Genomic DNA, 19,162 nt, shown 5'->3' on the forward strand with positions numbered 1-19,162 from the left:
GCGGGTTGGCGGCCCGCTTACCCCTGCCGCCGTGCGTTAGTGTCATCATGAAGGGGACATGTCGGGGCGAAATTGAGGATTGCTGGTGCCACAAGAGGATCGTGAAACTCAGGGCGGGCGCGACATCTCGTCCCTGGACTTCGACAGCAACGGCATCTTGCGCCTTCAGTGGGCCCGCGGCGTCGTGATTGATGCCCCCAACGCCCAGCTGGCCATGGATCGTGTCAATGAGTTGTGCGGCGGCCGGCCCACGCCGCTGCTGATCGACATGGCCACCACGGAGTCCGTCAGCCGGGCCGCCCGGGCCGTGTTCGCCAAGCACTGCGACGCCTCGGCAATCGCGCTCCTCGGCTCCTCCGCCGTGGACCGGGTCCTCGCCAACTTCTTCCTCGGCGTCAATTCCGCGCCGGTTCCGACACGCTTTTTCACCAACGGTGAAGAGGCGGTCCGCTGGCTGACCTCGCAGGGCCATGACGGGGCGTGATGATGACCGCCGCCTCGAGGACCTCGTGGACGGCATCGTCGTACTGTCCTCGGGCGATCTGTCGAACCGGCTGCCGGTCTCACCGGCCCGGGATGGGATAGACGCAGTCACCACCGGCATCAACCTGCTGGCCGAAGAGCTCCAGAGCATGTACGAGGACCTGGAAGTCCGGGTTGCCGAGCGGACCGCGCTCCTGGAGGCGGCCAAAGCCGAACTCCGGCGCGTCATCAACACCGATGAGCTGACCGGCCTGGCCAGCCGCTCGCTGCTGCAGGAAAAAGTGGCCGAAGCCGTTGCCGGGGCCGGCACGGGACGCCAGCCGGCCCTGATCCTGATGGACCTTGATTCCTTCCGGCTCATCAACGACAGCCTCGGCCACGCCGCCGGGGACGCCGTGCTGCGCGAGACGGCCCTGCGGCTTAGCGCCGCGGCCGGACCGGGCCACTTGATCGCGCGCCTCAGCGGCGATGAATTCGCGGTGCTCGTCGCGGACCAGGACACGGAGTCCGTGCTGCAGACCGCTGCCCGGCTCGGCGAATCACTGAAGGACAGAATCGTTGCCGGCGGTGTGGCGGTCGCCCTCACGGCCGGCACCGGTGTCCGGCTGGGGGAACCGGGCCTGCGAAGCGAGGAACTCATCCGCGATGCCGACATCGCCATGCACGAGGCCAAGAAACGCGGCAGGGACACCCTCCTGGTGTTTTCCGCGGCCATGCACGAGGCCGCCAAGCAGCGGGTCCACCAGGTGGCGGAGCTGCGGACGGCACTGGCGATGGACCAGCTCGAGCTGGAGTACCAGCCCATCATGGACCTGCGCACCGGAGCGATCGCCGGCGCCGAGGCCCTGATCCGCTGGCGCCACCCCGCCTTGGGCCTGCTGGGGCCGGATACCTTCCTCGACGCCGCCGACGAGGCCGGGCTCACCGTGGAAATCGGCCACTGGGTGCTCCGGAACGCCATCGCACAAACCGGCCGCTGGAAGTCAGATCCGGGGCTTTCCGCGGACTTCAGCACGCACATCAACCTCTCCCCCGCGGACCTGCACCACGTCGATCTGGCACCCTACGTCGAAGGCCTGCTGGCCCAGCACGGCGTCGAGCCCCGCCATATTTCGATCGAAATCACCGAAACCGCGATCATGCGCGGCGGCCCCGAGGTGGCCGCCACCATGCAGTCACTCAATGACCTCGGCGTCCGGATCGAGATCGACGACTTCGGCACCGGCTATTCCTCCATCAGCTACCTGCGCACGCTCCCCGCCGCGCAGGCGAAGATCGATAAGTCCCTGCTCGACGGGCTGACCACGGACCGGCAGCAGGAAACCTTCGTCGCCGCCATCCTGCAGCTGATCCATTCGGCCGGGCTGGGCGCAGTCGCCGAAGGCATCGAGGACAGGGAGCAAGCCAACAGGCTGCGGCAGCTGAACTGCGAATTCGGCCAGGGGTATTTCTTCAGCCGCCCGCTCCCGGTGGCGGACATGACGGACCTGCTCGGGCACAGAGACGGCGCCGTCGCGTGAGCATTCCGGCGGGCAGACGCAAGACAGGAAAACGCGTGCACAGGGTGGCGGACACTGTCCGGCTCGCGGCCAGGGTTGCCGTGCTCTCCCTGCACCGTCCGAGCCGCCCGGACCGGCGCTGGGATGCCTTCTGGCGCGGCGTGTCCCAGGGGTCCCTCCGGGAACCGGTCATCTGGGACGCCGCCCCGGGCGCCGGGAACGAAGAGATCCGGCACCACCTGCAGGTGATGGCCGGCGCGATGGACACCAGCCTTCCGGTGATCGATCTCGGCTGCGGGAACGGCACCATCACACGGCGGCTCACCGCCATCTTCGCCTCGGTCCTCGGCGTCGACGTCTCACCCCAGGCCGTGGCAGCCGCGCATTCCGCGCAGCCGCAGGTCGCGGGCCTCAGTTTCCGGAGCCTGGATGCCACGCAGCCGGCCGCGGCGGCTGCGCTGGCGCGCGAACTCGGCGACGCCAACGTCTTTGTCCGCGGCGTGCTCCATGTCCTCAGCCGGCGTCGGCAGGCACGCCTCGCAGGCTCCATCGAAGCACTCCTGGGCACCCGGGGCAGGATCTACCTCGTCGAAACGAACGTCCCGGGCGGCGCCCTGAGCTACCTGAGGGAACTCGGCGCCACCGGCAAGCGGATCCCGGGACCGCTCCGCCAGGCCATAGGCTCGTTGCCGAAACCGGGCCACTTCGGTGCCGGGCAACGCTCCCGCGTGTTTCCCCCGGACCGCTGGACCCTCATCGCGGAGGGACCCACCGTCCTGAAGACGGTGCCGATGGAGGCCGGTGGACCGCCCAGCAACATTCCCGCGTATTGGGCGGTCCTGGCCCCGGGGCCTCAGACCTCCGGGAAGGCATCCACCCGCTGGTAGTCGCGCGGGACCACGACCATGGGAACGGGGAGCGCCCGCAGCACCTTGAAAGCCGTGCTGCCAATGAATAGTTTGTGCTTCTCCGCCAGGCGGGAGGACCCGACGATCATGACCTCGCCGTCGTCCCATTCCAGGTCATCGATCGCTTCCTCGATCGTGCGGCCGTGGGCGACCTCCACGCTGACGTGGTGGCCCTCCGGCAGACGGTGCGCGGCGGCAGCGAGGACGGTGTTGGCGTGGATGTGGGCGGCGTTGACGTTCTCCCCGCCGTCCCCCTCGACGTCCAGTTCCACGAGGGAAACCAGCCGAAGCGGCACCCCGCGGCGCTCGGCGGATTCGATCGCGACGTCGATCGCCGCCTCCGCTCCGACGCGCTGGCCCACCGCGAGGGTCAGACGCGTGATGGCTTCGGTATGGCGGTAGCCGCGCGGCGCCAGTGCCACCGGAACCGGGGCAGCGTGCAGCAGGGCGTTGGCCACGTTGCCCACGGTATGGCGCTTGAACAGGCCGCTGCTGGCGGCACCCACCACGATCAAGCCTGCCCTGTACTCGAGTGCGGCCTCAATGAGGCCGGCCGCGAACGATTCTGCCTGTCGGACATGGAAGTGCGCCTCCAGCCCCTCAGGGACCAGTTCCATTCCCTGGCGTTCCGCTGAGCGGATCTGCTGCTCCGCGGCGCTGACCTGGTTTCCTTCCGGATTCATCGCCACATAGGGCGTGTGCCGATCCACCACATAGACCAGGTCGAGATGCGCTCCCTGCGCGCGGGCCATGGCTGAGGCCAGGGCAACGGCGTCCGCACCACGTTCGGTGGGTGTATAGCCGACTACGTATCGCATGTATGAACCCCTTTTGGGTCTGGGGCAGATGCCAGCTGCGCCCCGGGGGTTCCGGGCGACGTCGGCCGGTCTGCGTTCCTGCAGTGGATAGGAACGACTCTAGTCCAGCGGAACCTCAAAAAGGTGGTGACTTATTACCCTGACCAGCACAATCTTCCGGACCTACGCTGGAATGGTCGAGGGGAGCGCACCATGGACGCCATTCGCAACGGACGGACCCGGACGCGGGCCGCGGGACTGGGAACCCTGACGCTCCTGCTGGTCCTGACTGCCTGCACGCCGCCGGCCCCGCAGCCCTCCGCCGGCAGCCAGCCGCCGTCGCAGTCCCCGACCGCCTCCGCCGGCCCGACCGCCAGCCCGTCGCCGTCGGCAACCGGGGATGCCGACGAAACGGCACCGCCGCAACCAGGCGACAAGGTGATCTCCTCCACGGTCACCCACGACTGGTCCGTGCCGGGGCCAACCACCCCGTTCCATACGGACCACAAGAACCCTGTGCCGATCGCGCCCCCGCCGGCGGCACCGCTGCCGACGCTGGCCGCCATCGGCGCGGGCCAGCACCCCTCCGACGCGCCGCCGTACGACCAGTTGAGCTTCCGGTTCACCGGTGGCTTCCCCAGCTACGACGTCGAAATGGTCCCCGAACTCGTCGACGACGGCAGCGGCCTGCCCATCCCGATGCCGGGCACGGGAACCCTCCTCGAGGTGACCTTCCGCGGGGCCCAGTCACACACCGCGGACGGCACGGCCAGCACCGTGACCAGTGCGCCGCCGCCGGCAATCGGATACCAGGCGCTCACCAGCTACGCGCCGGCCGGGGACTTCGAGGGCGTGCTGAGCTACGGGATCGGCGTCGGCCGTCCGATGGGCACGATTCCGGAAACGAAGGTGCGGGTCACTGAGGTGGAGAAGATCGAGCAGGGCCAGCACCTGTACGTGGTGGCGATCCAGCTGGACGCGACCGCCTGGAAGTAGGACCGGATGCAGGGCCCGGATGTAGGGCCGGAGAACCAAGGACCGGATGCAGGGCCGAAAAAAGCCAGGCCGGAAACAGCGGAGGAGCCACGGACATGGTGTCCGCGGCTCCTCCGCTGTGTCGCCCGTTTTCGGGTAGCGCCGGCTCGCCGGGAAAGGATCGCCTTCCCGGCAGCTCATTGGGCCTTGGGCTAGGCGTTGGCCTTAATGGCCGCGGCCAGGACCCCGAGGCCGTCCAGCAGCAGCTCGTCGCTGATGACCAGCGGCGGCAGCAGCCGGATGACGTTGCCGTAGGTGCCGCAGGTGAGGATGATGACACCCTCCTTGAGGCAGGCTGCGGCGACGGCCTTGGTCAGCTCCGGGTTCGGCTCCTTGGAACCGGCCTGGACGAGTTCAATGGCCAGCATGGCGCCGCGGCCGCGGACGTCACCGATCACCGAACCGTCAGCAAGCTCAGCGGCGAGTTCGCGCAGCTTGCCGAGGGCGATCTCTTCAATGTGCTTGGCGCGGCCGTTGAGGTCGTACTGCTCCATCGAGCCGATCGCCGCCAGCGCTGCTGCGCACGCCACCGGGTTGCCGCCGTAGGTGCCGCCGAGGCCGCCCGGGTGGACGGCGTCGAGGAGATCGGCGCGGCCGGTGATGGCGGAGAGCGGCATGCCGCCGGCGATGCCCTTGGCCATGGTGATGATGTCCGGGACAACACCTTCGTGGTTCACGGCGAACCATTCACCGGTGCGGCAGAAGCCGGACTGGACCTCATCGGCGATGAACACGATGCCCTTGTCCTTGGCCCAGTCCGCCAGCGCGGGCAGGAACCCGTCGGCGGGGACAATGAAGCCGCCCTCGCCCTGGATCGGTTCGATGATGATCGCGGCAACCTGCTCGCCGCCAATCTGCTTCTCGATCATGGTGATGGCGCGCTTGGCAGCCTCGGCACCGGTGATCTCCGGGTTTTCCTCGCGGAACGGGTAGCTCATCGGCATGCGGTAGACCTCGGGCGCGAACGGGCCGAAGTTGGTCTTGTACGGCATGGCCTTGGCGGTCAGCGCCATGGTCAGGTTGGTGCGGCCGTGGTAGGCGTGGTCGAACGCGACGACGGCGTCCCGGCCGGTGGCCAGGCGGGCCACCTTGACGGCGTTTTCGACCGCCTCGGCGCCGGAATTGAACAGCACCGTGCGCTTTTCGTGGTCGCCCGGGGTGAGGCGGTCCAGCTGCTCGGCAACGGCGACATAGCCCTCGTACGGCGTGACCATGAAGCAGGTGTGGGTGAAGTGCTCCACGGCTTCCTTCACGGCGCCGACGACGGCGGGGTCCGAGGCGCCGACGCTCGTCACCGCGATGCCGGAGCCGAGGTCAATGAAGGAGTTGCCGTCGACGTCGTGGATGATGCCGCCGTCGGCGTCGGCCACGAAGACCGGGACGCTGGAGGCGACGCCAGCGGCGACGACCGCCTTGCGGCGTTCGGTCAGGGCGACGGACTTGGGGCCCGGGAAGTCGGCCTGGACGCGGCGCTTCTGCTCGAGCCGGTAGGTGATGTCATGTGCGGTGGTGGTCATGGGAAGGCCTTCCTAGGCGTGCGGTTGAGGCGCGCGAGTTATGCGTCAGGTTGAGTTAGCAGCGTTATGCGACGGCGTTATGCATCTAATGCAGACATGACGTGCTTGATGCGGGTGTAGTCCTCCACGCCGTACATGGACAGGTCCTTGCCGTAGCCGGACTGCTTGAAGCCACCGTGCGGCATTTCGGCGGTGAGGAGAATGTGGGTGTTGATCCAGACTGCGCCGAAGTCGAGGTCGCGGCTCAGGCGCATGGCGGTTCCGTGGTTCGTCGTCCAGACGCTCGAGGCCAGGGCGTAGTCGACGTCGTTGGCCAGTTCCACGGCCTCGTCCTCGGTGCTGAACTTCTGCACCGTGATGACCGGGCCGAACGTTTCCTTCTGGACGATGTCATCGCTCTGCTTGGCGCCGGTGACGATGGTGGGCTCGAAGAAGAAGCCCTTCTCGCCCGCGCGGTGGCCGCCGGTCTCGATCTTGCAGTTCGCCGGCAGGTGCTCGACGACGGAGGTGACCGCGTTGAAGTGGTTGACGTTGTTCAGCGGGCCGAAGTAGTTGTCTTCGTCGTTCTGCGAGCCGGTGTGCAGGGTCTTGGTGTGCTCCACCATGGCGGCGACGACGTCGTCGTGCACCGAATCCTGGACCAGGACGCGCGTAATGGCCGTGCAGTCCTGGCCGGCGTTGAAGAAGGCGAACTCGGCGATCGCCGCGGCGCTCTTCTTGATGTCGGCGTCGGCGAACACAATGGCCGGGGCCTTGCCGCCGAGTTCCAGGTGGGCGCGCTTGAGTCCCTTGGCGGCACCCGAGGCGACAGCGATGCCGGCGCGGACGGAACCGGTGATGGAGACCAGGCCGGGGACCTTGTGCTCGACCATCATGGCGCCGGTTTCGCCGGTGCCCAGGACAACGTTCAGGACGCCGGCCGGGAAGATCTCACCAGCGAGCCGGGCCAGCACCAGGGTGGATTCGGGGGTGGTGTCCGAGGGCTTGAGGACCACGGTGTTGCCGGCGGCCAGGGCAGGCCCGATCTTCCAGATGGCCATGAGGAACGGGTAGTTCCAGGGGGCCACCTGCGCAACGACGCCGATCGGCTCGCGCCGCACGTAGGAGGTGTGGCCTTCGAAGTACTCGCCGGCGGACTTGCCTTCCATGATGCGGGCGGCGCCTGCGAAGAAGCGCAGCTGGTCGGCGCCCGCGGCCACTTCCTCGGAGGCGATCAGGGAGCGGACCTGGCCGGTGTTGCGGTGCTGGGCCTCCACGAGCTCGTCGCTGTTGGCCTCGACGGCATCCGCCAGCTTGAGCAGCATGAGCTGCCGCTGCCCGGGCGTGGTGTGCTTCCAGGTCTTGAACGCGTTCTTGGCTGCCGTCATGGCGGCGTCGACGTCGGCCTGCACCGAGATCGGCGCCTGCGCCACCACGTCACCGTTGGTGGGGTTCACGATGGGCAGCAATCCTGTGCCGGCGGGGGTGACAAACTCGCCGTTGATGAAGTTCTGCAAGGTTTGAACCACGGTGTACAACCTCTTTCTTACTGCCAATGACGGATGTGTGACTGGTCACGAGCCTATGCCAGCAGGTCAAGGCAGGGAATAGGCACCTGCACACCATCCCCGCAGAACTTTAGTGCGCTTGACCAGCACCCGGCTATCCTGAATCCATGGCCATTTCACTCGCAGCCCTACTGGGAGTTCCGTCCCTGAATCTCACCAAGGCCGGACTCGCCGAAACCACCTGGCACCAGGACATTCTTTGGGTGGCCGTCACCGAACAGGAGGATCCGCAGCGGTTCCTCAATGGCGGCGAACTCATCCTGACGACCGGTATGCGGCTCAAAAGTGCCGCGGAGCAGCGCCGGTTCGTGCGTCAGGTCCAGCGGGCAGGCGCGGTGGGCATCGGGTTCGGGGTCGGCCTGACGCACGACGCCGTTCCGCCGGCCCTGATCGCCGAAGCCAATCGGTGGGGGCTGCCGGTGGTGGAAGTGCCCTACGAGACACCGTTCATCGCGATCGGAAAGCTCGTGGCCGACGCCCAGTCCGCGGACCACCTGGTCAAGCTTGAGCGGCTCATCGCCGGGCACCAGATCCTGGCCCGCGCCCTGCTGACGGGCGGCGGCCTGGCCGAGCTCCTGAAACACCTGGGGTCGATGCTGCGCACCGAGATCGTCCTGACCCAGTTCACCGCCCAGCTGTACAACAGCGTTGCGGGCCACCCGGCGCCCAAGGCCGAGGGCTGGGCGTCCTATCCCATCCCCACGGGACGCCGCGACGCCTGCACCCTGTGGGTGAAGCAGCCGTTCGAGGACACGGGCATCGTGGGCTACGCCCAAAACCTGATCAGCGTTGAGCTCAACAACATGGTCAAGCAACGGCAGGCGCAGCGGGCGCTGGCGGGCCAGGTCCTCGACGACGTTATCCACGGGACGCTGGAGGCGTCCGAAGCCACCCGGCGCCTGGCCGGCGTCGGCATCAACAGCACCCGCAAGAACGTGGTCCTGCTCGCCGAATCGGCTGCCCACCAGAAGCAGCTGGGCAGCTCTTCGCTGCCCCAGCCGCTGGCCGCGGCGGTCGGCTCCGTCGTCGGGAAGGACCTCGTGGTGGTGGTGGCCGACGACGGCAGCGGTGCGAGCGCCCTGGCCCGCAGCCTCAGCGACCACCTCGCCGAGGCCGGGATCCATGCCACGATCGGCATAGGCGGGGCGTACACCAAGCCCAACGGCCTGCGCTGGAGCTATTTCGAGGCCCGCGACGCGGCCAGCCACGGGCTGCCGGTCAACGAGCCCGAGCGGCTGAGTCTGACCTCGCTGCTGCTCGCGAGCGAGGACGTTCCGCTGGCGGACATGGCCAACGAATCACTGAACCCGCTGCGGGCCTTCGACGCGGCGCACGGCGCCGAACTCATGGCCACTCTGGAAAGCTACCTCGGCAACAACGGCTCGGTGGCGGCCGTCGCCGAGGAACTGACGCTGCACCGCAATACGGTCCGCTACCGGCTGGCGCAGATCACCGAACTCACCGGATACGACCCCGCACAGACAGCGGACCGGGTGCAGCTCTGGCTCGCGCTCGCGGTGCAGCGGCTCAGCGCCCGGCACCCGCGCTGACCGCGCTGACCGCGCTTCCAGTCCGGCCCGCAGGCAACGCGGGGTCACTTAGCGCCCATTGAGCGGCCCGGGATGGGCGCTAAGTGACCCCGCGTTGCTTTCTGTCACTTGCAGAGATATTCGCCACTAAAGGCTGAGTCTCAAACATCAAACGTCTAACCTTTAGCTATGACTAGCAGCACGGCGGTTTCCGCACTTTCCCAGACAGCTCCACCCGGCGCGGTCCGCCCGCGGGGCGTGATCGTGGCCGGCGTCGTGGCGCTCGTGCTCATTGGGCTCAACCTGCGTGCCGGCATCACCGGCGCCGCCGCGCTTTTCCACGACCTGCAGGCTGTCCTCGGCTACGGCCCGCTGATCGCAGCGCTGCTCCCCTCGATCCCCACGCTGTGCTTCGCGGTGGCCGGCGCTGCCACGTCCTGGCTCACCCGGCAGCTGGGGCTGGAAAAAGCCATCCTGCTCTCCCTCGTGATGCTGGCGGCCGGGCTGCTGCTCCGCGGCGTCCCGTCCACCGGGATGCTGTTGGCCGGCACCGTGGCGGGGATGTCCGGGCTGGCCATCTGCAACGTGGCCATGCCCTCTTTCATCCGCGTGCACTTCGCGGACCGCACGTCCCTCATGACCGCCGTCTACACGCTGACCATGACCACAGGCGCCACTGCCACCGCCGTGCTGATCGTTCCGGTGGCCCAGGCCCTGGGCTCGCCGTCGGCGGGCGTCGGCGCGATCGGATTCCTGGCCCTGGGGGCGTGCCTCGGCTTCCTCCCGATCGCGGTGCACGCTCACCGCAACGCATCCCCCGGCAAGGCCGCCCGGGTTTCCCCGTGGCCCCTGCTGCGGACCCGCACCGGCGCGATGATCACGCTGGGCTTCACAGTGCAGGCGCTCCTGGCCTACGCCGTCCTCAGCTGGTTCCCCTACATGCTGGCCACGACGGGGCTCTCCGCGTCCGACAGCGGGCTGATGTTCGGGCTCATGCAGCTCGTCTCCGTCCCCGCCGGCATGGTGCTGGTGGCCATCGGATCACGCCCCCGGATGCTTCGGACCGCGTTCTATCTGGCCACCGTGACCATGGCCCTCGGCGTCCTCTCGATGCAGGTCGTGCCGACGGACTGGGCTCCTTTGACCGCGGTGCTGCTGGGATTCGGACTCGGCATTTTCCCGCTGGTCATGGTGATGATCAGCCGCAGCGGCCGCAGCACGTCCGAGACCACCGCGCTGTCCACCGTGGCCCAGTCCGCCGGGTATCTGCTGGCGACGCTCGGCCCGTTCGGCATGGGCCTGCTGCACAGCGCCACCAATTCCTGGACGTTGCCGTTGGCCCTGCTGCTGGCCGTGGCCCTCGGCCAGATCGCGGTGGGCCACCTGCTCTCGGCCGGACCGAAGGAGCTGCGGGCCAAGGAACTGGCAGCCAAAAAGCTGCGGGCCACCGCCCCGCACGCCCCGGAAGGAACCCGGCGATGACACTCACAGCTTCGCACCGGCCACCGCTGGCGGAGGAAGTCACTGCCAAGCTGCGGGCCCTGATCCACTCGGGCGAGTGGCCGCTGCAGCAGCGCATTCCGGCCGAACCTGAGCTGATGGCCGCCTTTGGGGTCTCCCGTGGCACCCTGCGTGAGGCCATCAAAGCGCTGGCCCACAGCGGAATGCTCGAGGTCCGCCGCGGGGACGGCACGTATGTCCGCGCCACGAGCGAGATCGCAGGCGCCACGCAGCGGATGTATGAGGACCACTCCCAGGAGCACATCCTCGAGGTCCGGGTCGGGCTGGACACCCAGGCGGCCAGGCTCGCTGCACGCCACGCGACAGCCGACGACCTCACCGCCCTGCGCGGTTTGCTCACCGCCCGCCGTGCCGCCTGGCTCGCCGAGGACTACGCCGCGTGGGCCCGGGCAGACTGGGACTTCCATGCGCGCGTGGCGGAGGCGTCCGCCAACCCGCTGCTGCATGAGCTGTATGTCAGTTTCGGCAGCGTATTCCACAACGACCTGCTCCGCCAGCAGCGTCGGGGAGGCTTCAACGGCCTGCCGCACGAGGGCCACGACGAACTCGTGGCCGCAATTGCCGCCCGCGACGAGGCGGCCGCCGTCGAAAGCGTCACCCGGAACCTGAATTCCTGCGCGGAATGGCTCCAGGATTAACCCAAGGCTTTCCCAAGGTGCGCGGAAGATGCTCTGTCTCAGTGGCGGCCGCCACCCGCGCACCGGCCTCGCGGCCAGGCGGGTTTCCGTCATCATCGGCGTCAGCGCCGAGCCCGGACGGCCGGCCCCTGCGCCCAGCAGCAGGGGCTGGCTCGGCCGAGACACCCGGTTCCGCCGCCGCCCATTAGGGTCTTAGTGCCGTAGACCGGACCCGAGCCGCGGTCAACACTAAGAATGGCAGGACGCCGCACGAGGGTGCCCGCGACAAGTGCAGCCGCGCCCCAGTCCCGGGCCGGGGTGCCGGTCTCGTTGGATGACAGTCTCGCCGGTGTCGCAGTGTTGTGGTTTACCTCAGCAAGTACGTCGCGAGGAGGTCGATGGTGGGCAAGAAGAAGAAAAAGTCCAAGGGCTCCGACGCAGAGGACGAGCGCGCCGGGAAGAAGATGCCGCGCAAGAAGTACGAAGCGGAGATGGAGGTCCTGCAGGGTGAACTGGTCGCCATGCAGGAGTGGGTGAAGTCCACCGGAGCCAAAATCTGCATCGTCTTCGAAGGCCGCGACACGGCCGGCAAGGGCGGCACGATCAAGCGCATTGTCGAGCGGGTGAGCCCCCGGGTGTTCCGCGTGGTCGCGCTCCCCACACCGACCGAGCGGGAGAAGTCGCAGATGTACCTCCAGCGCTACATGTCGCACTTCCCGGCGGCGGGCGAGGTGGTCATCTTCGATCGCAGCTGGTACAACCGTGCGGGCGTCGAACGGGTGATGGGTTTCTGCACCCCGGAACAGACCCAGAGGTTCCTCGACATGACCCCGATGGTGGAGAAGGCGATGGTCGACTCCGGGATCATCCTGCTCAAGTACTGGCTCGAGGTCAGTGCGGACGAGCAGACCAGGCGGCTCGAGAGCCGCATGGACGACCCCCGCAAGACCTGGAAACTCTCTCCGATGGACCTGAAGTCCTACAAACGATGGTACGACTATTCCCGGGCCCGGGACTCCATGTTCGAGGCGACCGACACCGCCTGGGCGCCGTGGTACATCGCGCACAATGACATCAAGAAGCGCGGCCGGCTCAACGTCATCAGCCATATTCTCAGCCAGGTGCCCTACGAGCCGTACCCGGGGCTCGACGTCGAGCTCCCCAAGCGCCAGAAGGCCGGCGATTACACCGAACCGGCACTGTCCGTGCGGCACATCCCCACCCCGTTCTAAGCAGCGCCCCGGCGATGAGGAGGAAGTCATGAGCGACGATCCCGGAGCAGTAGCTGGGGTGGCCCCGGCGGAGGCTGACGCGAGCTGGTACGCGCTGGCACCCGCTGAAGTGGCGGCCGAGCTGAAGGTGGATCCGGCTGGCGGGTTGAGCACGGGAGAGGCGCAGCAGCGGCTGCAGGAGTACGGCCCGAACGCCCTGGCCGCCGCTAAGCAGGAGCCGGTGTGGAAGCGGTTCTTCAAGCACTATCAGGACTACATGCAGATCGTCCTTGTGGTCGCCGCCCTGGTCAGCTTGCTGATTGCGGAATACGGAACCGCCATTGGGCTTGCCCTGCTGACGCTGTTCAACGCGTGGCTGGGGTACCACCAGGAGGGCAAGGCCGAAGAAGCCGCCGCCTCCCTGGGGCAGATGATGAAGGCTATGGCCAAGGTGCGCCGCGACGGTGACGTTGTGGAGCTCCCCGCCGAACAGATCGTCCCCGGCGACATCGTGGTGGTCGATGCCGGTGACCGCGTCCCCGCCGACGGCCGGATCATCCTGGCGGCAACCCTCCAGATCGAGGAGGGCGCCCTGACCGGGGAGAGCGTCGCCGTCGAGAAGGACACCGAGACCATCGGCCGGCACGACGTCGGCATCGGCGACCGCCTGAACATGGCGTTCATGAACACGAACGTGACGCGGGGCCACGGCGAAATCCTCGTCACCACCACCGGCATGGGCTCGGAGGTCGGCCACATCGCCCACATGCTGTCCGGGCAGAAAGTGGAGAAGACCCCGCTCACCAAGCAGGTGGACCGGCTCACCATCTTCATCATTATCGCGGCCCTCTTCGCGTTTATCGCCATCGTCGTGATGGGCCTGGCCTCCGGCGAGTCCTTCGCGGTGCTCTTCGGAATCGGTGTGGCGCTGGCAGTCGGCTCCATCCCGGACGCGCTGCCCGCCGTCGTCACCACCATCCTGTCCGTCGGGTCGGTCAATATGGCCAAGAAGAACGCCATCATGAAGGTCCTCCCTGCGGTCGAGACCCTGGGCTCCACCTCGGCCATCAACTCGGACAAGACCGGCACCCTGACCCTGAACCAGATGACGGTCCGCGAGATCACCACAGTGCAGCACCACTACACCGTCAGCGGTGAGGGCTACAGTTTCGACGGCCAGATCCAACGGACCACGGGGGACGCCGAACGGGACCTGGACTACGTGATGTTCTCCTGCGCCCTGTGCAACGACTCCGATATCAACGACGGCGAGGTGGTCGGGGACCCCACCGAGGCGGCGCTCTACGTGCTCGCGCAGAAAGGCGGCGTGGACGTCAGGGAATTCCGCCGGAACAACCCGCGCGTGGCGTCGGTACCGTTCGATTCCGACTACAAGTTCATGGCCACGTTCCACCGGATGCCGGGGGCCGATGGCAGGCCCGTGATCCGGGCCTACGTGAAGGGGGCACCCGACGTCCTCCTGAGCAGGTCCTCGTTCGGCCGGATGCCGGGCGGCCACGCCGAGCGCCTCACTGACGAAATGCGGGGCAAGGTGCTTGCCGAGAACGAACGCATCGCCAGCCAGGGCAGGCGGGTGCTCGCCCTGGCGCAGCGCGAGTTCGACCCGGCGACGTTCCAGCCTTCGGGCGACCTGATGGCGCTGATGCAGGATCTGGAGATTTCGGCGCTGATCGGCGAGGTTGACCCGCCGCGCGCCGAGGCGGTGGCCGCCATCGCCAAAGCAAAGCACGCCGGCATCCGGGTCCGGATGATCACCGGCGACCACGCCGTCACCGCTGCGGCGATCGCCGACGAACTGGGCATCAGGGGCCGCGCGGTGACCGGGGCCGAGTTCGCGGCGATGAGCGACGCGGAGGCTGACAGCCAGGTGGACGGGATCGGCGTGATCGCCCGTGTCGCCCCCGAACACAAGGTCAGGCTGGTCGAGGTGCTCAAGCGCAAGGGCAACATCGTGGCCATGACCGGCGACGGCGTGAACGACGCGCCGGCCATCGCGGCCGCCGACATCGGGATCGCGATGGGCATCACCGGCACCGACGTCGCCAAGGGTGCGGCCAAGATGATCCTGGCCGACGACAACTTTGCCACCATCGTGGCGGCGGTCGAAGAGGGCCGGCTCGTGTACGACAACCTGCAGAAGTTCATCCGGATCCAGGTCGCCAACCTCTTCATGTTCATTCTGGCGTTCATCGGATCCTCGGCCTTCGCCATAGCAGGCACGGCCCTGCTCAGCCCGGCCCAGGTGCTGTGGATCCACATGGCGATCGTCGCCCCGATTGGGGCAGTGATGGGCCTGGATCTCGCGACGCCGGGCATCATGGACCGCAAACCACGGCCCTTCAACCAGCCGATCCTCGTCCGGTCGATGATGGTGCGCCTGTTCGTCGTCGGGCTTTTCATGGCGGCCGCGACGCTGATCCTCGTGCAGATCGGCAAAACCACTTACGGTTCACTGGAGGTCGGCCAGACCATGGCTGTGGTGGGGCTGGGGCTGATGAACATCTTCGTGGCGCTCAATCTGCGTTACCCGACCGAGAGCGCCTTCGGGCCCGCCACGGTGTCCAACCCGAAGCTGCTCTGGGCGTTCGCGTGGGCCGTCCTCGGCTCGATGCTGATCACCCAGATGAAGGTGATGCAGGACCTGTTCGGCACGCTGCCGCTTTCCGGCCAGCAGTGGCTGCTCTGCCTGGTGCCGGGCGTGGTGTTGCTCTTCCTCGGTGAAATCTTCAAGATCATCCTGCGGGCCCGGCAATCGAAGGGCCGGGCCGCAGTCCCGGCTCCCCCCGTTCCGGCGTGAGAGTGCTGTTCCGGCGAGAGTGCGACTGCCAATGTTGAGGGCCGGAACGCGATGTTCCGGCCCTCAACAGTGGCGCATACCGGCTGTGCCGGGGCTAGCGGACGAGGCCCTTCAGTACGTTCTTAGGCCGCTGCATCTCGCCGTGCTTGGCGCCGAGCACGATCACCCAGCCGGCGAACACGGGGATGGTCCACTGCAGGATCTTCAGCTGCTGCTGCGCGGAACGGAGTTCCTCGGAGGCACCCGGCTTCGGCTCGGTGGCACCCTTGGCGCCCTCGGCGGCCAGCTTGTCCACCTTGGCTCCCTGCAGGCCCGCGTACAGGGTCACAGCGGCACCGGCGAGGGTGACGACGGACTTGTAGACGCTCAGGCGCGTGACGCCGTCCTGCTTGGCCATCCGGCCCTTGTTCTCCCACATGACGGCGAGGCCCGAAAGAAAATGCGCCCCAAACGCCGCCGCCTGGTACGGCGCCCACTTCTTCCAACCCAGGCTTGAGAGGCGGGTACGTTCCGCAGGGTCCTTGGCAGCAGCCGTGGCACCGTTGAGCCCAATGGCGCCCATCAGGGAACCGCCGAACCAGGCGGCTGCCGTCAGGTCGTGAATGGATCGGGCAACAAGATTACCTGCCATGTTGAGCTTCCTATCATCTGTCTTCGAATCCGAATCGCAGGGGCAGCAAGGCTGCCGGTCCGCGGCATGTCCACGAGCGGGGCCATGACCCGGCTATGGTAAGCACACTTACCAAAAACGCGGTAGTCCAAGCGGCTGCCACTTCGCCCCGCGTAGAATCGGCGCCATAGCCACACCGCCGTAAGGCACAACACCGTTCCACCGGACCAGATGAGGAATAGCCGCAGCACCATGGCAGAAGAAGAGTCCGGGATCGAAGCCGCCATCGGCGACGCCGTCGACACCGCGGAGGCGGCGTCGAACAGCACCGCGCTCGACGTCGTCGCCCGTTCCGGATTCGCGGTGATGGCACTGCTTCATATCGTGATCGGGGCCATCGCCGTCGCCCTGGTCCTGGGCGCGCCGGGCCAGGCCGAACCCACCGGCGCCATCGAACAACTCGCTGCCAACCCCTGGGGTCCGGCGGTGATGTGGGCGGCCTGCATCGCCTGCGCGGGACTCGCGCTCTGGCAGCTGAGCGAGGCGACGCTCCGGGGCCGCCACCTGCCGCGCCGGGAGCAGCTGGGCAAACTCATTTCCTCCGGCTTCCTTGCCATAGCCTACGGGAGCGTCGGGCTGAGCTTCGCGGGCTTCGGGCTCGGCCAGCGCGGCGATTCGGGCGACTCGACCCGGGATTTCAGCACGGCCCTGATCCAGTCACCGTTGGGGGTTCCGGCCCTGGTCGGCCTCGGGCTCACCATCATGGGAATCGGCGTGTATTTCATCGTCAAGGGCTTCGGGAAGAAGTTCAAGGAGGAACTGCAGCATTTCGAAGGGACCCGCCGCGGCAAACTGATCAGCGTGCTTGGCGTCACCGGCCACGTCTCGAAAGGGCTGGCGCTGATCCTGACCGGGCTGCTCTTCGTCGTGGCCGCGGCGACCAACAATCCCGGTTCCTCCACCGGCCTGGACGGCAGCCTCAAGGCGCTCCGGGACCACCCCTTCGGCCCGTACCTGCTCCTGGCAATCGGGGCCGGGTTCATTGCCTACGGCGTGTTCGCGCTGGTCCGGGCGCGTTTCGGCCGGATGTAGCCGCCGCCCTGGGTGGGGATTTTCTTGTTTGGCATCTGCCCGCGGGACTATCGTGGAGCTACCCCGGGCCGGGCTGGGACGGCCACCGGCGGCAGGTCTCGCAGAGGCATGGCATGAGCTACGTTCCGGTGAGCAGACGCACCCTCCGACGGCATCGTGAATCTGAGCGGTCCACGCGGCGGCTCGTGGCCGCCCTGTCCGCCGCGGCCGCCGCGGCCTGGCTGCTCTCGGTCACGTTGTCCACCGCGGTCCATGTCGACACCTATGTCCACCATGTCGCCGTCGTGCTGCACGTGCTGTCGATGGTGGTGGCCTTTGGCGCCGTCGTCCTGGTGGACTGGCACGGCTTCCTGTGGCTGATCGGCAGACGCGACCTGGCCGAAACCATCAGGCTCGACGGCGCGGCGACACCGCTGATCTGGGGCGGCCTGGCCGGCATGCTGGCCACGGGCGTGTTCCTGAATCCGCACCTGAGCAACCCGATGACGGACCTCAAGCTCGCCGCCGTCCTTGTGCTCAGCCTTAACGGGATCATGCTCATTCCGCTCATGCGGCGGCTGGCCAGGCTGACGCCCGATGCCTCGTTCAAGGACCTGACCGCCGGGCAACGGGTCCATCTGCTGCTGTGCCTGGTGATCTCGCAGCTGTGCTGGTGGACGGCGATTGTCATCGGGTTCATCAACGCCGAGTTCTGAGGTGCCGCCGGGCCGCGCCCGGGAACTAGCCGGCGGCCTTCCGCAGCGGCACCACGTCGCCTTCCTGGTACAGCAGGGCGCGGATCTCGGACTCGGCGGAATCCAGCCGCCTCGGGTCGATCGTTTCCCCGGCCGCGAAGTGGTCCAGCAGCCGGGGATCCACGTAGCTTTTCCGGGCGATCGACGGTGTGTTGCCCAGGACCGCGGCCGCGTCCTGCATGGCCTGGCTCACCGCGCTCTTCCGGGCCGAGACCTTCGTCTGCGGGCCGCTCTGCGCCAGGCTGACCGCTGCCGCCGCCGTCCCCCGCAGGGTGCGGAAATCCTTTGCGGTGAAGTCCTCCCCCGTGCGCTCCTTGACGTACTCGTTGATGTCCGCGCTGGACACCGGATGCCAGCTGCGGCCGTCCTTATAGGCCAGCAGGCGGGCGTTGCCGCCGCGGCGCTTGAGCTGGCGCACGACGGCGGCGAGGTCGGCGTCGTCAATCCGCGACTCCCAGGTCTTGCCGCTCTTGGCCGGGAAGCTGAGCCGGAGTTCGTCCTTGCGCACCTTGACGTGGGCGCAGAGCAGGGTGGCGAGGCCGTGGCTGCCGTTTTCATTGGTGTAGCGCTCCGAGCCGACGCGCAATGATCCGCTGTCGAGCATCCGAAAGGCGGCCGCCAGCACGCGTTCCCGCGTCAGCCCTTCGGAGCGCAGGTCCATGGTCACCAGGCGGCGTGCGGTCGGCAGGGTCTCAGCCAGCTGGAGCGAACGGTCGAACTTCAGCCGGTCCTTCCGTTCCCGCCAGCTCGGATGGTAGATGTACTGCCGCCGGCCCACCGCGTCCACTCCCGTGGCCTGGATGTGCCCGTTGTCGTACGGGGCGATCCAGACGTCGGTCCAGGCCGGCGGGATCCCGATGCCCTCGAGCCGTTCCCGCACGGGGCCCGGCGGCAGGGTGGAGCCGTCCAGGTCCTTGTAACTGAAGCCGGTCCCGGCGGGGACCCTGCGGTATCCTCGGCCGGACGCGTTGCTGTGGCGGAGCCTCATTGGCCGGCCCCGGGCGAGTGTTCATCCATGACGGTAAGCCTACTGACTACCGCCCGGGATTCCGCGTAAATCAAACAACGCGGGGTCACTTAGCGCCCAAAATCCCTTCGCAAAGTCATACGGTCGTTGCAACATTCTGGTTTTGGAGGTTGCGATGCCGAGTGGTTATCGGGCGCCCGATGCGCTGAAGGATGAGTTTTTCTCCCTGGTCCGGCAGGGGGTGTCGGTCAAGGAAGCCTCTGCCCGGATCGGGGTG

The 19,162-nt window shown here is 67.6% G+C and carries 16 protein-coding genes; 11 read left to right on the top strand and 5 right to left on the bottom strand.

Annotated features, from left to right (window positions below; translation table 11 throughout):
• The first annotated feature begins 79 nt into the window (after nucleotides 1-79).
• Genes AC1DBX_RS04510 through AC1DBX_RS04520 form a run of 3 tightly spaced genes read left to right on the top strand, consistent with a single transcriptional unit; the run spans nucleotide 80 to nucleotide 2,869 of the window.
• A complete protein-coding gene (locus tag AC1DBX_RS04510; protein WP_223913730.1) occupies nucleotides 80-484 on the top strand; it encodes a DUF7793 family protein in 405 nt (134 codons plus the stop codon).
• The gene (locus tag AC1DBX_RS04515; protein ID WP_223913729.1) at nucleotides 471-2,003 is read left to right on the top strand and encodes a putative bifunctional diguanylate cyclase/phosphodiesterase; all 1,533 of its coding nucleotides are present in this window, start codon (nucleotides 471-473) and stop codon (nucleotides 2,001-2,003) included. The genes AC1DBX_RS04510 and AC1DBX_RS04515 overlap by 14 nt, the downstream gene beginning before the upstream one ends.
• A gap of 35 nt (nucleotides 2,004-2,038) precedes the next feature.
• Nucleotides 2,039-2,869, top strand: a complete 831-nt coding sequence (locus AC1DBX_RS04520; protein ID WP_476872952.1) for a class I SAM-dependent methyltransferase — start codon at nucleotides 2,039-2,041, stop codon at nucleotides 2,867-2,869.
• On the opposite strand, the gene AC1DBX_RS04525 is transcribed toward AC1DBX_RS04520, so the two are convergent.
• Complete coding sequence (locus tag AC1DBX_RS04525; RefSeq protein ID WP_223913727.1) at nucleotides 2,836-3,708, bottom strand: universal stress protein; 873 nt, start codon at nucleotides 3,706-3,708, stop codon at nucleotides 2,836-2,838. The two genes, AC1DBX_RS04520 and AC1DBX_RS04525, sit on opposite strands and share 34 nt — an antisense overlap.
• A 192-nt stretch (nucleotides 3,709-3,900) precedes the next feature.
• Between AC1DBX_RS04525 and AC1DBX_RS04530 the strand changes: the two genes are divergently transcribed.
• Entirely contained in the window at nucleotides 3,901-4,683 is a 783-nt protein-coding gene (locus AC1DBX_RS04530) for an AMIN-like domain-containing (lipo)protein (protein ID WP_476931156.1), read from the top strand.
• Between the two features lie 191 nt (nucleotides 4,684-4,874).
• Here the strand turns inward: AC1DBX_RS04530 and gabT are convergent, their stop codons facing one another.
• Nucleotides 4,875-6,239: a 4-aminobutyrate--2-oxoglutarate transaminase gene (gabT, locus tag AC1DBX_RS04535; RefSeq protein WP_476931157.1), complete on the bottom strand. Its 1,365-nt coding sequence runs from the start codon at nucleotides 6,237-6,239 to the stop codon at nucleotides 4,875-4,877.
• A 77-nt stretch (nucleotides 6,240-6,316) separates the two neighbouring features.
• Nucleotides 6,317-7,747, bottom strand: coding sequence for a gamma-aminobutyraldehyde dehydrogenase (locus AC1DBX_RS04540; RefSeq protein ID WP_476872950.1), 1,431 nt, complete (start codon nucleotides 7,745-7,747; stop codon nucleotides 6,317-6,319).
• Between the two features lie 146 nt (nucleotides 7,748-7,893).
• Here AC1DBX_RS04540 and AC1DBX_RS04545 point away from each other — a divergent pair, with 146 nt between their 5' ends.
• The 5 genes from AC1DBX_RS04545 (at nucleotide 7,894) to AC1DBX_RS04565 (ending at nucleotide 15,482) form a co-directional block, all read left to right on the top strand.
• A complete protein-coding gene (locus AC1DBX_RS04545; protein ID WP_079550035.1) occupies nucleotides 7,894-9,336 on the top strand; it encodes a PucR family transcriptional regulator in 1,443 nt (480 codons plus the stop codon).
• Between the two features lie 168 nt (nucleotides 9,337-9,504).
• Complete coding sequence (locus tag AC1DBX_RS04550; protein ID WP_476931158.1) at nucleotides 9,505-10,797, top strand: MFS transporter; 1,293 nt, start codon at nucleotides 9,505-9,507, stop codon at nucleotides 10,795-10,797.
• Nucleotides 10,794-11,474: a FadR/GntR family transcriptional regulator gene (locus AC1DBX_RS04555; protein WP_476931159.1), complete on the top strand. Its 681-nt coding sequence runs from the start codon at nucleotides 10,794-10,796 to the stop codon at nucleotides 11,472-11,474. Before AC1DBX_RS04550 ends, AC1DBX_RS04555 begins: the two co-directional genes overlap by 4 nt.
• 341 nt (nucleotides 11,475-11,815) lie before the next feature.
• Entirely contained in the window at nucleotides 11,816-12,685 is an 870-nt protein-coding gene (ppk2, locus tag AC1DBX_RS04560) for a polyphosphate kinase 2 (RefSeq protein WP_476931160.1), read from the top strand.
• A gap of 28 nt (nucleotides 12,686-12,713) precedes the next feature.
• Nucleotides 12,714-15,482 carry a cation-translocating P-type ATPase gene (locus tag AC1DBX_RS04565; protein WP_476931161.1) on the top strand — a complete coding sequence of 923 codons (2,769 nt, stop codon included), beginning with the start codon at nucleotides 12,714-12,716 and terminating at the stop codon, nucleotides 15,480-15,482.
• 94 nt (nucleotides 15,483-15,576) lie between these two features.
• Here the strand turns inward: AC1DBX_RS04565 and AC1DBX_RS04570 are convergent, their stop codons facing one another.
• Complete coding sequence (locus tag AC1DBX_RS04570; protein WP_476851241.1) at nucleotides 15,577-16,113, bottom strand: hypothetical protein; 537 nt, start codon at nucleotides 16,111-16,113, stop codon at nucleotides 15,577-15,579.
• A gap of 231 nt (nucleotides 16,114-16,344) precedes the next feature.
• On the opposite strand from AC1DBX_RS04570, the gene AC1DBX_RS04575 reads away from it, so the two are divergent.
• Entirely contained in the window at nucleotides 16,345-17,184 is an 840-nt protein-coding gene (locus AC1DBX_RS04575; RefSeq protein WP_476859347.1) for a DUF1206 domain-containing protein, read from the top strand.
• Nucleotides 17,185-17,297: 113 nt separating this feature from the next.
• Nucleotides 17,298-17,879 (top strand): hypothetical protein, encoded by a 582-nt coding sequence (locus AC1DBX_RS04580; protein WP_476931162.1) that lies wholly within the window; start codon nucleotides 17,298-17,300, stop codon nucleotides 17,877-17,879.
• Between the two features lie 25 nt (nucleotides 17,880-17,904).
• Here the strand turns inward: AC1DBX_RS04580 and AC1DBX_RS04585 are convergent, their stop codons facing one another.
• Nucleotides 17,905-18,906 (bottom strand): DNA topoisomerase IB, encoded by a 1,002-nt coding sequence (locus AC1DBX_RS04585; RefSeq protein ID WP_476859345.1) that lies wholly within the window; start codon nucleotides 18,904-18,906, stop codon nucleotides 17,905-17,907.
• Between the last annotated feature and the right edge of the window lie 256 nt (nucleotides 18,907-19,162).

The sequence above is a fragment of the Arthrobacter sp. 10N44_2 genome, from assembly GCF_056394385.1.

Coding starts and splice junctions, on each gene's coding strand:
- AC1DBX_RS04515 (WP_223913729.1), top strand. CDS start 471: ATGACGGGGCGTGATGATGACCGCCGCCTCGAGGACCTCGTGGACGGC.
- AC1DBX_RS04545 (WP_079550035.1), top strand. CDS start 7,894: ATGGCCATTTCACTCGCAGCCCTACTGGGAGTTCCGTCCCTGAATCTC.
- AC1DBX_RS04580 (WP_476931162.1), top strand. CDS start 17,298: ATGAGCTACGTTCCGGTGAGCAGACGCACCCTCCGACGGCATCGTGAA.
- AC1DBX_RS04550 (WP_476931158.1), top strand. CDS start 9,505: ATGACTAGCAGCACGGCGGTTTCCGCACTTTCCCAGACAGCTCCACCC.
- AC1DBX_RS04525 (WP_223913727.1), bottom strand. CDS start 3,708: ATGCGATACGTAGTCGGCTATACACCCACCGAACGTGGTGCGGACGCC.
- AC1DBX_RS04555 (WP_476931159.1), top strand. CDS start 10,794: ATGACACTCACAGCTTCGCACCGGCCACCGCTGGCGGAGGAAGTCACT.
- AC1DBX_RS04585 (WP_476859345.1), bottom strand. CDS start 18,906: ATGAGGCTCCGCCACAGCAACGCGTCCGGCCGAGGATACCGCAGGGTC.
- AC1DBX_RS04530 (WP_476931156.1), top strand. CDS start 3,901: ATGGACGCCATTCGCAACGGACGGACCCGGACGCGGGCCGCGGGACTG.
- gabT (WP_476931157.1), bottom strand. CDS start 6,239: ATGACCACCACCGCACATGACATCACCTACCGGCTCGAGCAGAAGCGC.
- AC1DBX_RS04570 (WP_476851241.1), bottom strand. CDS start 16,113: ATGGCAGGTAATCTTGTTGCCCGATCCATTCACGACCTGACGGCAGCC.
- AC1DBX_RS04565 (WP_476931161.1), top strand. CDS start 12,714: ATGAGCGACGATCCCGGAGCAGTAGCTGGGGTGGCCCCGGCGGAGGCT.
- AC1DBX_RS04575 (WP_476859347.1), top strand. CDS start 16,345: ATGGCAGAAGAAGAGTCCGGGATCGAAGCCGCCATCGGCGACGCCGTC.